The 14,390-nt window shown below is 71.5% G+C and carries 13 protein-coding genes; 5 read left to right on the top strand and 8 right to left on the bottom strand.

Going from position 1 to position 14,390, the window contains the following annotated elements; translation table 11 throughout:
• Window position 1: 1 nt before the first annotated feature.
• Window positions 2-982 (top strand): FAD binding domain-containing protein, encoded by a 981-nt coding sequence (locus FXF51_RS26360; RefSeq protein WP_148437348.1) that lies wholly within the window; start codon window positions 2-4, stop codon window positions 980-982.
• Window positions 979-3,186 carry a xanthine dehydrogenase family protein molybdopterin-binding subunit gene (locus tag FXF51_RS26355; RefSeq protein ID WP_148437347.1) on the top strand — a complete coding sequence of 736 codons (2,208 nt, stop codon included), beginning with the start codon at window positions 979-981 and terminating at the stop codon, window positions 3,184-3,186. Before FXF51_RS26360 ends, FXF51_RS26355 begins: the two co-directional genes overlap by 4 nt.
• A 669-nt stretch (window positions 3,187-3,855) precedes the next feature.
• On the opposite strand, the gene FXF51_RS26350 is transcribed toward FXF51_RS26355, so the two are convergent.
• Genes FXF51_RS26350 through FXF51_RS26320 form a run of 7 tightly spaced genes read right to left on the bottom strand, consistent with a single transcriptional unit; the run spans window position 3,856 to window position 9,690 of the window.
• Window positions 3,856-3,999 (bottom strand): hypothetical protein, encoded by a 144-nt coding sequence (locus FXF51_RS26350; protein WP_222871468.1) that lies wholly within the window; start codon window positions 3,997-3,999, stop codon window positions 3,856-3,858.
• A gap of 38 nt (window positions 4,000-4,037) precedes the next feature.
• On the bottom strand, window positions 4,038-6,233 hold the full coding sequence (locus FXF51_RS26345) for a xanthine dehydrogenase family protein molybdopterin-binding subunit (RefSeq protein WP_148437346.1): 2,196 nt from the start codon (window positions 6,231-6,233) through the stop codon (window positions 4,038-4,040).
• Window positions 6,230-7,207 carry an FAD binding domain-containing protein gene (locus FXF51_RS26340; protein WP_148437345.1) on the bottom strand — a complete coding sequence of 326 codons (978 nt, stop codon included), beginning with the start codon at window positions 7,205-7,207 and terminating at the stop codon, window positions 6,230-6,232. The genes FXF51_RS26345 and FXF51_RS26340 overlap by 4 nt, the downstream gene beginning before the upstream one ends.
• 2 nt (window positions 7,208-7,209) lie before the next feature.
• Window positions 7,210-7,860: a (2Fe-2S)-binding protein gene (locus FXF51_RS26335; RefSeq protein ID WP_148437344.1), complete on the bottom strand. Its 651-nt coding sequence runs from the start codon at window positions 7,858-7,860 to the stop codon at window positions 7,210-7,212.
• Window positions 7,861-7,902: 42 nt separating this feature from the next.
• Window positions 7,903-8,925 (bottom strand): zinc-dependent alcohol dehydrogenase family protein, encoded by a 1,023-nt coding sequence (locus FXF51_RS26330; protein ID WP_148437343.1) that lies wholly within the window; start codon window positions 8,923-8,925, stop codon window positions 7,903-7,905.
• 29 nt (window positions 8,926-8,954) lie between these two features.
• Window positions 8,955-9,356 (bottom strand): cupin domain-containing protein, encoded by a 402-nt coding sequence (locus FXF51_RS26325; RefSeq protein ID WP_148437342.1) that lies wholly within the window; start codon window positions 9,354-9,356, stop codon window positions 8,955-8,957.
• A gap of 1 nt (window position 9,357) precedes the next feature.
• Window positions 9,358-9,690, bottom strand: a complete 333-nt coding sequence (locus tag FXF51_RS26320; protein WP_262379847.1) for a carboxymuconolactone decarboxylase family protein — start codon at window positions 9,688-9,690, stop codon at window positions 9,358-9,360.
• Between the two features lie 324 nt (window positions 9,691-10,014).
• On the opposite strand from FXF51_RS26320, the gene FXF51_RS26315 reads away from it, so the two are divergent.
• On the top strand, window positions 10,015-10,932 hold the full coding sequence (locus tag FXF51_RS26315) for a helix-turn-helix transcriptional regulator (protein WP_148437341.1): 918 nt from the start codon (window positions 10,015-10,017) through the stop codon (window positions 10,930-10,932).
• A gap of 286 nt (window positions 10,933-11,218) precedes the next feature.
• On the opposite strand, the gene FXF51_RS26310 is transcribed toward FXF51_RS26315, so the two are convergent.
• On the bottom strand, window positions 11,219-11,986 hold the full coding sequence (locus tag FXF51_RS26310; protein ID WP_148437340.1) for an IclR family transcriptional regulator: 768 nt from the start codon (window positions 11,984-11,986) through the stop codon (window positions 11,219-11,221).
• 174 nt (window positions 11,987-12,160) lie between these two features.
• Between FXF51_RS26310 and FXF51_RS26305 the strand changes: the two genes are divergently transcribed.
• Together FXF51_RS26305 and FXF51_RS26300 are read left to right on the top strand one after the other, a co-directional pair.
• A complete protein-coding gene (locus tag FXF51_RS26305; RefSeq protein WP_262379846.1) occupies window positions 12,161-13,450 on the top strand; it encodes an MFS transporter in 1,290 nt (429 codons plus the stop codon).
• Window positions 13,447-14,385, top strand: a complete 939-nt coding sequence (locus FXF51_RS26300; protein ID WP_148437338.1) for a PDR/VanB family oxidoreductase — start codon at window positions 13,447-13,449, stop codon at window positions 14,383-14,385. The genes FXF51_RS26305 and FXF51_RS26300 overlap by 4 nt, the downstream gene beginning before the upstream one ends.
• The last annotated feature ends 5 nt before the right edge of the window (window positions 14,386-14,390 follow it).

Below are 14,390 nucleotides of genomic sequence, written 5' to 3'. Positions count from 1 at the left end.
CATGTACCCCTTCACCTTCACCAAGCCCGCCACCACCCGTGAGGCGCTCGACGCGGGCCGGCGCGGCGGACGCTACATCGCCGGCGGCACGACGCTCGTCGACCTGATGCGCGAGACCGTCGAACGTCCCGAAGCCCTGGTCGACATCGCCGCCCTGCCCCTGGACGAGATCACCGTCACCGCACGCGGGGCGCTGCGCATCGGCGCCCTGGCCCGGATGGCCGACACCGCCGCCCACCCCCAGGTGCGTACCCGCTACCCGGTCATCTCCCAGGCCCTGGAGCTGAGCGCGTCCGCCCAGCTGCGCAACATGGCCACCATCGGCGGCAACATCATGCAGCGCACCCGCTGCACCTACTTCCGCGACGTCACCGCCGCCTGCAACAAGCGCCGGCCGGGCACCGGATGCGCGGCCCTTGAGGGCATCAACCGCAGCCACGCCATCCTCGGCACCTCCGACGCGTGCGTGGCCACCCACCCCTCCGACGTCGCCGTCGCCTTCGCCGCGCTGGAGGCCACCGTGCACCTGCTCGGCCCGGACGGCGAACGCAGCGTGCCCCTCGCCGACTTCCTGCTCCAGCCCGGCAGCACGCCGGACCGCGAACATGACCTGCGCCCCGGCGAGCTCATCACCGCCGTGGAGATCCCGCCCCACCCCCGCCCGCTGAAGTCCGGCTACCTCAAAGTCCGTGACCGGCAGTCGTATGAGTTCGCGCTCACCTCCGCCGCCGTCGCCCTGCACCTGCGCGCAGGGGCGATCCGCGAGGCGAAGGTGGCCGCCGGCGGTGTGGGCACGGTGCCGTGGAAGCTGCCCGCCGTGGAGCGGCACCTCATCGGCGAGCGCCCCTCCGACGCGCTGTGGACCGCTGCCGCCGCGCTCGCCGCCGACGGCGCCCGCCCGCTCGCCCACAACCGGTTCAAGGTCGAACTGCTCAAGCGCACCGTCGAACGCCAGCTCCGCATCGTGGGAGGAACCGCATGAGCCCGCAGCCGCAGGAAGCCGTCGGCGCGCCGTTGTCGCGCGTGGACGGCCGGCTGAAGGTGACCGGGCAGGCCACCTACGCCGCCGACCACGGCGCCGGACACGGCATCGACGGGATCCTGCACGCCGTCGTCGTCACCAGCAGTGTCGGCCGCGGCCGTATTACGGCCCTCGACACCAGCGCCGCCGAAGCCCAAAGCGGCGTGCTGAAGGTGCTCAGCCACCGCAACGCCCCCACGCTGCCGTACCGGCCGAACCCCGGCTCGCTCAACCTCCCGGGCGAACGCCTGCACGTCTTCCAGGACGATCAGGTCCGCTTCCACGGCCAGCCCGTCGCTGTCGTGGTCGCCACCACCCTGGAAGCCGCCCAGCACGCCGCCAGCCTGGTGAGGATCGACTACGACGCCCAGCAGCCGGTCACCGACCTGACCGGCGCCCCGCCCAACGAGCCGCCCGCCGCCTACACACGCGGCGACGCCGAGGCAGCGTTCAACGCCGCGCCCGTACAGCTGGAGATGACCTACCGGCTCTCGCGCACCCACCACAACGCGATGGAGTTGCACGCCACCGTCGCCCGCTGGACCGGCGCCCGGGTTACCGTGTGGGAGAAGACCCAGTGGGTGCAGAGCACCCGCGACGAGCTCGCCGCCGTGTTCGGCATCCCCGCCACCGACGTGCGCGTCATCTCGCCGTTCGTCGGCGGCGCGTTCGGCAACGCCGCCCGCTGCTGGCCTCACACCGTGATCGCCGCCTTGGCCGCCCGCGAGGTAGGCCGCCCGGTCAAGCTCGCGCTGACGCGTAGGCAGCTCTACTCCGGGGTCGGGTTCCGTCCCGCTTGTGAGTACAGGCTGCGCGTGGGCAGCGACCGTGACGGTCGGCTGACCGCGATGACCCACGACCTGCGCTCAGAGACCTCACGCTACGAGCGGTTCAGCGAACGCGGCGTCATGTCGCCCGGTCAGATGCTCTACACCACCCCCAACGTCAGCCAGACCTACCGCACCGTGCCACTGGACGTGAACACGCCCACCCCGATGCGCGGCCCCGGCTACTCCACCGCCGCCTTCCCCCTCGAAAGCGCCATCGACGAACTCGCCCACGAACTCGGCATCGACCCCGTCGAGCTTCGCCTGCGCAACGAACCCGACACCGACCAGGCCAGCGGCCTGCCGTTCTCCACCCGCCGGCTTCGCGAATGCCTGACCACCGGCGCCCGCGAATTCGGCTGGAGCCGCCGCAACCCCGAGCCCGGCCAGACCCGCGACGGCGACTGGCTGATCGGCACCGGCGTGGCCTCCGCCGTCTACGACACTCTCCGCGCCCCGGCCCAGGCCCGGGCCCGGCTGAACGCCGACGGCACCGCCCTGGTCGAATCGGCCACCAGCGACATGGGCCCCGGCACCTACACCTCCATGACCCAGATCGCCGCCGACGCCCTCGGCCTGGCCGTCCGCGCGGTCACCTTCCGGCTCGGCGACACCATCCTGCCGCCCGCCCCCGTCCACGGCGGCTCCCTCACCATGGCCAGCATCGGATCCACCGTCCAGGACGGCTGCGACAAGCTGCGCCAGCAGGCCATCCAGCTCGCCATCGAAGACGAGGAATCTCCACTGCACGGCGCCGCCCCCGAGGACGTCGTCGTCCGCGACGGCCGGCTCCAGCTCAAGAACAACCCCGCACGCGGCGAGACGTACCAGCAGCTGCTGACCCGCAACAACCGCACCCACCTCGAATCCGACGGCGCCTACACCCCCGCCCGCCCGCAGGCCTCCATGTACGCCTACGGCGCCGTCTTCGCCGAGGTCGCCGTCGACCGGCGGCTCGGCCTGGTCCGCATCCGGCGCATGCTCGCCGTCTACGACGCCGGCCGCATCATCAGCCCCAAACTCGCCGACAGCCAGGCCATCGGCGGCATGGTCGGCGGCATCAGCGCCGCCCTGCTCGAACACACCCTCACCGACCCCCGCGACGGCCGGATCACCAACGCCAACCTGGCCGACTACCTCGTCCCCGTCAACGCCGACGTCCCCCAGCTCAAAGCCATCTACCTCGACGGCCGCGACAACACCGCCGACCCCATCGGCGTCAAAGGCCTCGGCGAGGTCGTCCTGGTCGGCGTGGCACCCGCCATCGCCAACGCCGTCTTCCACGCCACCGGCCGCCGCATCCGCCAACTCCCCATCACCATCGACGCCCTGCTCTGAAAGGCGACCCTCGCCGGTCGCCCTGACGCGATCACCGTCAGCGAGAGTGACGCGGAGGCGGCAAGACCGCCGATGAACGGGCTCCGCCAGGAAGCATCCCGACAGCGACAGTGCCCGGGACGACTTCGATCGCGAGGCTCAATCAGCCGCCGACACGAACAAGGAGGATCAGCAGGTCGACGATGACTGAACATCCGCGGCGCCGTGGCGTATGTGACAGGGAAGTTGCATCATCTGTCACAGAGGCTGTGCTGTATCCGCCCAGCTCGGCCCGCGCGGCCGACTCGGCTACGTTATGTGTCACTTCGCCTGCCAGGAGGGCGCCCGCGTCCGTCGTGGCCTTTCCTGCTCCGTCCACCTCGCCGGCCGATCGTGGTCGCCGTCGAGCGCTTCCTGGAGTCCCTGCAGGCGGCCACCACCCGCGCGCCGGCTATGCCCAGACCCTCAACCGGCCCACACCGTAAGCGAACAGCGGCCTCCCGTCCCGAGGAACGACATCAGTGCAGGTCAGCGAAATCCGATCAAATTCCCCGGGACTACACGGAGGCCACCAAGCCAAGGCTGCGTCTCTCGACGAGACCGAACGCCTGCGAGGCGAACTCGCCGACGTCGCAAGCACGCTGAAACTCGCCCAGCAGCAACGCGAAGAGGCCGTCATCGCCGCCGCGTTCAGGGCGTCTCGTTGACGTCGGTGACGGCGACGGCGACGGCGGCGCCGGACCCGGCGAAGGCGCGGGCGCTGGCCAGCCCCATGCCGGAACCGGCGCCGGTGACGAGGGCGACCTGCCCGGTGAAGTCGTAGGTGGGATTCATGCGGATTCTCCTGGTGGATGCGAATGTCCCGGCGTGCATCACAAGAGGGCTTCGATGGTGATGGGCAGGTCGCGGACGCGGCGGCCGGTTGCGTGGAAGACGGCGTTGGCGATCGCGGGTGCCACGCCGACGATGACGACCTCGGCCAGGCCCTTGACGCCGATGGGGTCGGCTTGGCGGTCCTCGCCGTCCAGGTAGACGGCGTTGACGTCGGGGACGTCGGCGTTGGTGGGGACGAGGTAGTCAGCCAGGTTGGCGTTGACGAGGCGGCCGTCGCGGGGGTCGGCGACGGTGTGCTCCAGCAGGGCCATGCCGATGCCGCCGACCAGGCCGCCGATGGCCTGGCTGTGGGCGAGCTTGGGGTTGATGATGCGGCCGGCGTCGTAGACGCCGAGTACCCGTCGGATGCGGACCAGGCCGAGCCGCTCGTCCACGGCGATCTCGGCGAACACGGCGCCGTAGGCGTGGGTGGACAGGCGCTCCACCTCGTCGCCGGGGGTGTAGCCGCCGCGCGCCTCCAGGTGAGGGCGGCCGATGCGGGCCAGCAGTTGCTGGTAGGTCTCGCCGCGGCCGGGGTCGTCGCGCAGGTGCAGGCGGCCGTTGTCGGCGACGACGTCGTCGGCGGAGGCCCCGTGCAGGGGTGAGCCCGGGTCGTCGATGGCGAGGTCGGTGGCTTGGCGGCGGAGCTTGTCGCAGGTGTCGGCGACGGCGGAGCCGACGCTGGCCATGGTCATGGAGCCGCCGTGGGGCGGGGCCGGCGGCATGGTGGAGTCGCCGAGCTGGAAGCGCACCCGGGAGACGGGCAGGCCGAGGGCGTCGGCGGCGACCTGGGTCATCGAGGTGTAGGTGCCGGGCCCCATGTCGGAGGTCGCGGACTGGACGGTCGCGGTGCCGTCCTCGGTCAGCCTGGCCAGGGCTTGGGCCGGGGCGCGGCCGGTGTGGTAGGCCGCCACGGCGACGCCGGTGCCGATCAGCCAGTCGCCGTCACGCGTGGAACGCGGCTTGGGGTTGCGGTCGTCCCAGCCGATGGTTCGGGCACCGACGCGGAAGCATTCGCGCAGTCGACGGGTGGAGAACGGGGCTCCGGTGCCCGGATCCTGCTCGGGTTCGTTGCGCAGGCGCAGCTCGATCGGGTCGATGCCGGCTTCGTGGGCCAGCTCGTCCATGGCGCATTCGATGGCGAAGGCGGCGGTGGCGTTGCCGGGGCCGCGCATCCAGGTGGGGGTGCTGATGTCCAGCGGGATCGACCGGTAGGTCTGGCGGACGTTCGGGGTGGTGTAGGTCATCTGGCCCAGGATGGTCAGCGCCTCGCGGTAGTCCTCGTAGGTGGAGGTCTCGGCGCGGATGTCGTGCACGGCCGCGGTGAGCCGGCCGCGCTGGTCGGCGCCCATGGTCAGCTTGTACTCGGTGACCGGGCGGAACCCGGTCCCGGAGTACATCTGCTCGCGGGTGAGGACGACCTTGACGGGGCGGCGTACCTGGCGGGCGGCCAGAGCCGCAACGGTCACGTGCGGCCAGGCGCGCAGGCCGCTGCCGAACGCGCCGCCGACGAACGGCGAGATGACGCGCACCCCGTCCTCGGGGATGCCGAACACGGAGGCGAGGGCGGCCCGGGTGTTGAGCACCATCTGGGTCTTGTCCCACACCGTCAGCCGGTCGCCGTCCCAGCGGGCGATGGTGGCGTGCGGCTCCATCGGGTTGTGGTGCTCGCGCTGGAGCCGGTAGGTCTGCTCGATGCGGGTGTGCGCCTGCCGCAGCGCCTGATCGGCGTCGCCCCGCTGGTAGTTCTCGGGCTCGTTGGGCTCGCCGGCCGGTGAGGACAGGTCGGTCGCGGGACGTTCGGCGGCGTAGGCGACCTTGACGAGGCTCGCGGCGTGCTGGGCGGCCTCCAGGGTTTCGGCCACCGCGACGGCGACCGGCTGGCCGAAGAAGCGGACCCGGTCGTCCTGGAAGACCCGCAGGTGCTCGCCGCGCGGCGGGTCGGTGACGCCGCGGAAGGGGCGGTAAGGCAGCTTGGGCGCGTTCAGGTGGCTGATGACGGTGAGTACGCCGGGCTGGGCGGCGGCCTGGCGGGTGTCGATCGCGGTGATGCGTCCCTTGCCCACCGTGCTGGTGACGATCACGCCGTGCACCGTGCCGTCAGCGCGGTGTTCGGCGGCGTAGGTGGCCTGGCCGGTGACCTTGAGGCGGCCGTCCACGCGGGACAGTGGCGTGCCCGTCGCGGGCCGGGTCATCGGGTGCCTCCCACGGTGCGCAGTTGACGTTCGACGGTGCGTTTGAGCAGGTCGGCCTTGAAGGCGTTGTGCCGCAGCGGGCGGGCGCCGCCGGCGGCGAGGGCGGCGGCCTGCTCCCACAGTCGCTCCGACGGGCGCTCGCCGGCCAGGCGCTTCTCCACGGCGGTCAGCCGCCATGGCACCGTGCCGACGCCGCCGGCCGCGACCCGGGCCTCGCGGATGACGCCGCCGGTGATGTGCAGCACGACGGCCGCGGAGGTGAGCGCGAACTCGTACGACTGCCGGTCGCGGACCTTCAGGTAGCCCGAGCGCAGCGGCTGCGGGTGCGGCGGGATCTCCACGGCGGTGATCAGCTCGCCGGGCCGCAGGTCGTGCTCGCGGTCGGGGGTGTCGCCCGGCCGCAGCAGGAACGCGGTCAGCGCCAGGGCACGTTCCCCGTCCGGGCCCAGCAGGTGCATGCGCGCGTCCAGCGCCGCCAGGGCGACGGCCAGGTCGGAGGGGTGGGTGGCCACGCACGCGTCCGAGGTGCCGAGGATCGCGTGGGAGCGGTTGTAGCCCTCCAGCGCGGCGCAGCCGGAGCCGCGCTGCCGCTTGTTGCAGGCTGCGCTGACGTCGCGGAAGTAGGTGCAGCGGGTGCGTTGCAGGAGGTTGCCGCCGATGGTGGCCATGTTGCGCAACTGCGCCGAGGCGCTCAGCTCCAGCGCCTGGCTGATCACCGGGTAGGCGGAGCGCACCCGGGGGTGGGCGGCGACGTCGGCCATGCGGGCCAGCGCGCCGATCCGCAGTCCGTCGCCGGTCAGCCGGATGTCGTCCAGGGGCAGGCCGCTGATGTCGACCAGGGTGCCGGGGCGTTCGACCGTCTCGCGCATCAGGTCCACCAGCGTCGTGCCGCCGGCGAGGTAGCGTCCGCCGCGCGCCCCGGCGGCGAGCGCGGTGCGGGTGTCGGCGGGTTTGGTGTAGGCGAAGGGGTACACGCTCAGCTCCCCTGTTCACTGGCCGCCTGCGCGACCGCGTTGACGATCTTGACGTAGCAGCCGCAGCGGCACAGGTTGCCGCTCATCCACTCCCGGATCTCCTCCCGGGAGCCGGTGTGTCCCTCGCGGATGCAGCCGACGCCGGACACGATCTGTCCCGGGGTGCAGTAGCCGCACTGGAAGGCGTCCTGCTCGATGAACGCCTGCTGCAACGGGTGCAGCTCACCGCCGTCGGCGGCCAGGCCCTCGATCGTGGTGACCTCGGCGTCCTGGCAGCGCACCGCCAGCGTCAGGCACGCGTTGACCCGGCGGCCGTTCAACAGCACCGTGCACGCCCCGCACGCCCCCTGGTCGCAGCCCTTCTTCGTGCCCGGCAACGCCAGGCGCTCACGCAGCAGGTCCAGCAGCGAGGTCCGGTTGTCGATGGTCACCTGGTGGCGGCGCCCGTTCACCGTCACCGACAGCGCGCTGCTGTGACCGCCGGGCGCCACCGCCTGCGCGATCGAGGCGCCGGCCTGCTCGGCGGCGAGCGCGGGCGGCAGGACGCCGGCGACCACGCCACCGGCAGCGGTCGCCGACAGGAAGCCCCGCCGGGACACCCCGGCCGGTGCGCGCCCGTCGCGGTGGTCTTCGCCAGAGAGCTTGTCAGACACGAATATCTCGTTTCTCCTCAGGTTCGCCAGGGGAGCTCCGGCTCAGGGCTGCAGGAGGACCTTGATGGCGCGGCGTTCGTCCATGGCCCGGTATCCCTCGGCCGCCTGGTCCAGGGGCAGGGTCAGGTCGAAGACCTTGCCGGGGTCGATGGCGCCGCTGTAGATCAGGTCGATGAACTCGGGCAGGTACTGGCGTACCGGCGCGGGGCCGCCGTGCAGGTGCACCAGGGAGAAGAACAGTTCGTCGCCGGGCAACGCGACGTCGTGCGCGACGCCGACGTAGCCGACGTGGCCGCCGGCGCGGGTGGAGCGGATGGCCTGCAGCATCGACTCCTGGGTGCCGACCGCCTCGATGACGCCATGGGCGCCGAGTCCGCCCGTCATCTCCTTGATCTGGGCGACGCCGTCGTCGCCGCGTTCGGTGACGATGTCGGTGGCGCCGAACTGACGGGCCAGTTCCTGACGCGGCGCGTGCCGGCTCATCGCGATGATCCGCTCGGCGCCGAGCTGCTTGGCGGCCAGGACGCCGCACAGGCCGACCGCGCCGTCGCCGACGACCGCGACGGTCTTGCCGGGGCCCGCCGCGGCGGCGACGGCGGCGAACCAGCCGGTGCCCAGCACGTCGGAGGCGGCCAGCAGGCTCGGCACCAGGCCGGCGTCCGGCATGCCGGGCGTGGCGACCAAGGTGCCGTCGGCGAGCGGAACCCGCGCCAGCTGGGACTGGGTGCCGATCGTGCCCATGAGCACGCGGTTCACGCACCCGCTCTGGTAGCCCGCCCGGCAGATCTCGCAGGTGTTGTCCGAAGCCCAGAACGAGCCGACCACGAACTGGCCCGGCTTGATCGTGGTGACCTGGTCGCCGATCTCCTCCACGACGCCGACGTACTCGTGCCCCATCACGGCCGGCCCGTCGAGCTTCTCCACACCCCGGTACGGCCACAGGTCCGAGCCGCAGATGCACGTCGCCGACAGGCGGATGATCGCATCCGTCGGCTCGATGATCGCCGGATCCGGGCGGTCCTCGACGCGCACGTCGGCCGGGGCGTACAGGACTGCTCCGCGCATGAGCGGATCTCCTTCACGAGTATCAGGTTTCAACGGCGGGTGCTGGAGCGCGCGGCGCCGTACTCGGCGTCGCTGACGTGCTCCAGCCAGGTGGTCTCATCGCTCTCCCACAGCGCCAGGTGGACCATGAAACGGTCGGGGGCGGCGCCGTGCCAGTGCTCCTCGCCCGGCGGGGTGTACACGATGTCGCCCGGGTGGGCCTCGATCAGCCGCCCGCCGCGTGCCTGGATCAGCGCGACGCCCTCCACGATGAACAGGGTCTGGCCGAGCCCGTGGGAGTGCCACGCGGTGCGGGCGCACGGCGCGAACCGGACCATGTTCGCCCGCGCCCGCGACGGCTCCACACCCCGGTAGATCACATCCCACCAGACGTCCCCGGTGAACATCTCCGCCGGCGCCTTGCTGGTGGGCGGCTGCTCGATCAGCTGCACGTCAGCTCCCCTCTTCGACGATCTTCTTCAGCTGGGTCATGGCGGTCATCGCGTTCGGCCAGCCGGCGTAGAAGGCCAGGTGGGTGATCGCGTGCTTCAGCTCCTCGACGCTCAACCCGTTGTCCATGGCCGTCTTCAGATGGAAGGGCAGCTCGTTGCCCCGGTACAGGGCCACCAGCGCCGCCACCGTCACCAGACTCCGATCCCGTCGCGACAGGCCCTCATCCGGCCACACCTGCCCGAACAGCACGTCATCGGTCAGCCGCACCAGTTGCGGGGCGAAATCCCCGAACACGGCCTTGGCGCCGGACGGCTTGTCACTCGACATCCGCATCGCCTCCCCTTTCTCGCCCTCTTACCGGGAACAGGTCAGCTGGTCCCGCCCGAGGAGAAGATGGCCTCCCCGAGGGCGTTCCTTTGCCCCGGCTGACCGGCCGCCTTTTCCCTGGACGGCGACCGCCGCTGGGAACGACATCCGATCGAACGGGGCACACGCTCGTGTGACCGGCCTTCTGCTGATCTCAAGAGCCGTGGCGCACGCCATCACTCCGCGTCACCACGCCCAGCAAACCGACTTCCTGGCACGCGCGGGAGGTCGCCTTTATCGGGGGACAACCTCTACCCCCTTCCGCATCCGGCCGCTTCCTACAGTGGGAAGGTGGACAACCGAGACGAGATCCGCGATTTCCTCGCCAGCCGACGCGCCAGGATCACCCCGCAGCAGGCCGGGCTCGCCCCCGGCGGGCGCCGCAGGGTGCCAGGGCTACGCCGCGAGGAGGTCGCCGTCCTGGCCGGGGTGAGCACCGACTGGTACACCCGTCTGGAGAAGGGCCACATCAGCGGCGTCTCCGAGGACGTGCTGAACGCCGTCGCCCGAGCCCTCCAGCTCGACGACGCCGAACGCTCCCACCTGTTCGACCTGGCCCGTGCCGCAGGCGCTCGCGCCCGTCCCCGTCGCCTCGTCCACAAGGTCCGGCCCGGGCTGCAGCGCATGCTCGACGCGATGACGGACGCTCCGTCGATCATCCGTAACGGCCGGATGGACATCGTGGCCGCCAACCGGCTCGGCCGCGCCATGTACTGGCCGGTCTACCAGATGTCGGACCCCGGTGGCGGTCAGAGCCCGGCACGCCCTCAGCCGGCCAACATCGCGCGCTTCCAGTTCCTCGACCCGGCCGGGCCCGACTTTCACCCCCACTGGGAGGCCGCCGCCGACACCACGGTCGCCCTGCTGCGCACCGAATGCGGCCGTGACCCGTACAACGCCGATCTCACGCATCTGATCGGCGAGCTGTCCACCCGCAGCGACGACTTCCGCAGCCGCTGGGCCCAGCACAACGTCCGCCTGCACCACACCGGCACCAAGACCTTCCACCACCCGGCCATCGGCGACCTGGTCCTCGACTACGAGTCCATGGACCTGCACGCCGACCCCGGCCTCAATCTGACCGTCTACACCGCGGCGCCCGACACCCCCTCCCACGACGCCTTGCGCCTGCTCGCCAGCTGGGCCGCCACCCTCGACGCCGCGTCCCACGTTCCGCAAGAGGACCAACCGCACCACCAGGGCCAATAACCCGATCTACCGGACAGGGATCGTGAAGACCGTCCGCGCCGAGTGTGCGTCCGGGACGTCTGACCTGAGAGTTCGACATTCACGTGGGCAGGCGGCAGCGAACTCCGAGCGGTGATAGGTGAGAGCCTGCACGTTGGCCAGCACCGGGTCCGGGTCAAGGGCCTGCAGCAGCGGACCAGAGCTGTACCAGAACACGTCTGTCATGTCGCCGGTGGATGGGTTCGCGTTGGTGAAGGCGTCCCCGAATGCCTTGGCCGTGACCATCGTCGCAGTGCCGGAGGGTCCCTCAAGTCTCCGCCGGCGGTGTCGGCGGCACGTCGAGGGCCCGTTCGAGGGCCAGCCCGGTGAGTTGCAGCGGGCGGACGAGGGGCCAGGCGTGCTCGTCGTTGGGCACCACCAGGCCGAGGGCGGCGACCACGTGCCCAGCCATCCGGATGGGGACGGAGATGCCGGTGGCGTCGGGGTGGATGTGCCCGGGGCAGAAGGCGAACCCGTGGCGCCGCACTTCGGCGAGCGTCGCGCGCAGTGCCTTGGCGTCAGTGATCGTGTGCGGCGTGTACGCCTGCAGCGGCTGATGGAGCACCTGTTCGCGCAGCTCGGCGGGGGCATGTGCGAGCAGGACCAGGCCGCCGGAGGAGGCGTGCAGCGGCAGGCGGCCGCCGATCTGGGTGATGGTGACGACCGCGCCGGGCGCGATCAGGCGTTCGACGAACAGCACCTCCTCGCCGTCGAGGATGCCGAGTTGCACCGAGTGGCCGACCACGTGGTGCAGGTCGCCCATGAACTGCATGGCCGTCTCGCGCAGCCGGCGCACCGGCGAGGCACGCTGGGCCAGCTCCCACAGCCGGTTGCCGATCCGGACCCGGCGCTGCTCGTCGCGGGCCAGCAACCCGTGCCGGGTCAGCTCGTCCACCAACCGGACCGTGGTGGCCAGCGGCAGTGCGGCCCGGCGGCTGATCTGGCTGACGGTCAGCACCGGCTCGGCGGGATTGAACGCCTCGAGAATGCGCACGGCGCGCGTCAGGACCGACTCGCCGCTGGGTGACCTGGCCATGCGTCACATCATCACTGGTCAGGGCGCTTTGTGGGGTGACCTTATCCATTGAATGGATCCGCCGTGGAAACGCGCAGGTAACCGGCTCATCATCGACAGCTAACCACCCCCCGAAAGGCCGGTTAGATGTCTGTTCATCCTCCGGAACTGCGTGCCCGCATCGATGACTCCCCCATGACGCGCCTGCAATGGTCGGCGATCGCCGTGTGCGTCCTGCTCAATGTCCTGGACGGCTTCGACGTCCTGGTCATGTCCTTCACCTCCGCAGCCGTGTCCGCCGAGTGGTCCCTGTCGGGCTCCCAGCTGGGCCTGCTGCTCAGCGCGGGCCTGGTCGGCATGGCACTCGGCTCGCTGTTCCTGGCGCCGCTGGCCGACCGGATCGGCCGGCGCGCGTTGATCCTGGCCTGCCTGGTCATCGCGGCGGGCGGAATGCTGCTGTCGGCCGCCGCCCAGGACCCCGTGCAACTCGGGCTGCTGCGGGTGCTCACAGGTGTCGGCATCGGCGGCATCCTGGCCAGCAGCAACGTCATCGCCGCCGAGTACGCCAACGCCCGCTGGCGCGGCCTGGCCGTCAGCCTCAACTCCACCGGCTACGCCATCGGCGCCACCGTCGGCGACATCGTCGCGGTCGCGCTGCAGAGCTCCTCCGGCTGGCGGTCGGTGTTCGTCTTCGGTGGCGTCGCCACCGCCCTGCTGCTCGGCGCGGTGCTGTGGCGGCTGCCCGAATCGCTGGACTTCCTGCTCACTCAGCGCTCGCCCCGCGCGCTCGACCGGCTCAACACCGTGCTGGGCGCGATGAAGCTGCCCGCGCTGACCTCTCTGCCCGAGCCGGAGCCCGCCGCCCGCAAGCCGAAGCCGCGCCTGGCGCGGATCCTGTCCCCGGCACAGCGCCGCAACACCCTGCTGATCTGGGCCGGGTTCTTCGCCGTCATGTTCGCCTTCTACTTCGTCACGAGCTGGACGCCGAAGCTCCTGGTCGAAGCCGGCATGTCGGCCACCCAGGGGATCACCGGCGGAGTGCTGCTGAACCTCGGCGGCATCTTCGGCACGGCTCTGCTGGGCCTGCTGGCCGCCCGCTTCCGGCTGCAGCGCGTGCTGCTCGGCTACACCCTGGCCACCGCGGCGCTGCTGGCCTGCTTCGTCTCGCTCTCCTCGCAGCTCGCGCTGGTGCTCGCGCTGGGCGCGCTGATCGGCCTGTTCGTCAACGGCTGCGTGGCCGGCCTGTACGCGCTGACCCCCTCGCTCTATCCGGTGGAGGTCCGGGCCACGGGCGTGGGCTGGGGCATCGGGGTCGGCCGTATCGGCGCGATCGTCTCCCCGCTGGCCGCCGGCTGGCTGCTGGATGTCGGATGGGCGCCGGGCCAGCTGTTCCTGCTGGTCGCGGCCGTGCTCGTGGCCGGCGGGCTGGCCGTGCACGCCTTCCGCATCCCCACCGCCGCGCACGTGGCCAAGGAGCACGCATGATCACAGAACCCAGGCTGGACCTGAGAGTCGCCGCCAAGACACCGGTCGCCGACGGCGTGGTCGCCGTGACGCTGGAACATCCGGACGGGGGCCGGCTGCCGGACTGGACGCCCGGAGCGCACCTCGACCTGGTCTTGCCGGGCGGCCTGACCCGCCAGTACTCGCTGTGCGGTGACCGGTGGGATCCGCACACGTACCGCATCGGGGTCCTGTACGAGCCGGACGGACGGGGCGGCTCCGCCTACGTCCACGACGACCTGGCCGCGGGCGACATGGTGGCGATCGGCGGGCCGCGCAACAACTTCCCGCTGGCCCCGTCCGAGCGGTACCTGTTCGTCGCGGGCGGCATCGGCATCACCCCGCTGCTGCCCATGATCTATCAGGCGGAGTCGCTCGGCGCCGACTGGCGGCTGCTCTACGGCGGGCGGACGCGCGCCTCGATGGCGTTCATCGACGAGCTGGCCCGCTACGGCTCTCGCGTCGAGCTCGTCCCGCAGGACGAGTGCGGCCTGCTTGACCTGCCCGGCTTCGAGCCGGAAACGAAGGTGTACTGCTGCGGCCCGGCCGGGCTGCTGGAAGCCATGGAACAGCGCGCCGCCGGTTGGCCCGCCGGGGCGCTGCGCACCGAACGCTTCACCGCCAAGGACCTCGGCGCACCCGCTCGCGATGAGCCGTTCGAGGTGGAGCTGCGCCGCACCGGTACGACCGTGACCGTCACCCCCGACCGGTCCGTGCTCCAGGCCGTCAACGACGCGGGCGTGAACGTGCTGTCCTCCTGCCGTCAAGGGCTCTGCGGCACCTGCGAGACCACCGTGCTGGAAGGCGAGCCGGACCACCGCGACGCGCTGCTCGACGACGCCGAACGCGAGGCCGGCGACTGCATGTTCGTCTGTGTCTCCCGCGCCCGCTCCGACCGCCTCGTCCTCGACCTGTGAAAGGA

The sequence above is a fragment of the Nonomuraea sp. PA05 genome, assembly GCF_008086045.1.
In the GTDB taxonomy this organism is placed as follows: domain Bacteria; phylum Actinomycetota; class Actinomycetes; order Streptosporangiales; family Streptosporangiaceae; genus Nonomuraea; species Nonomuraea monospora.
This window is presented reverse-complemented; position numbering and strand designations above follow the sequence as displayed.

Coding starts and splice junctions, on each gene's coding strand:
- FXF51_RS26300 (WP_148437338.1), top strand. CDS start 13,447: ATGATCACAGAACCCAGGCTGGACCTGAGAGTCGCCGCCAAGACACCG.
- FXF51_RS26320 (WP_262379847.1), bottom strand. CDS start 9,690: ATGCGGATGTCGAGTGACAAGCCGTCCGGCGCCAAGGCCGTGTTCGGG.
- FXF51_RS26360 (WP_148437348.1), top strand. CDS start 2: ATGTACCCCTTCACCTTCACCAAGCCCGCCACCACCCGTGAGGCGCTC.
- FXF51_RS26355 (WP_148437347.1), top strand. CDS start 979: ATGAGCCCGCAGCCGCAGGAAGCCGTCGGCGCGCCGTTGTCGCGCGTG.
- FXF51_RS26345 (WP_148437346.1), bottom strand. CDS start 6,233: ATGACCCGGCCCGCGACGGGCACGCCACTGTCCCGCGTGGACGGCCGC.
- FXF51_RS26330 (WP_148437343.1), bottom strand. CDS start 8,925: ATGCGCGGAGCAGTCCTGTACGCCCCGGCCGACGTGCGCGTCGAGGAC.
- FXF51_RS26305 (WP_262379846.1), top strand. CDS start 12,161: ATGACGCGCCTGCAATGGTCGGCGATCGCCGTGTGCGTCCTGCTCAAT.
- FXF51_RS26310 (WP_148437340.1), bottom strand. CDS start 11,986: ATGGCCAGGTCACCCAGCGGCGAGTCGGTCCTGACGCGCGCCGTGCGC.
- FXF51_RS26350 (WP_222871468.1), bottom strand. CDS start 3,999: ATGAATCCCACCTACGACTTCACCGGGCAGGTCGCCCTCGTCACCGGC.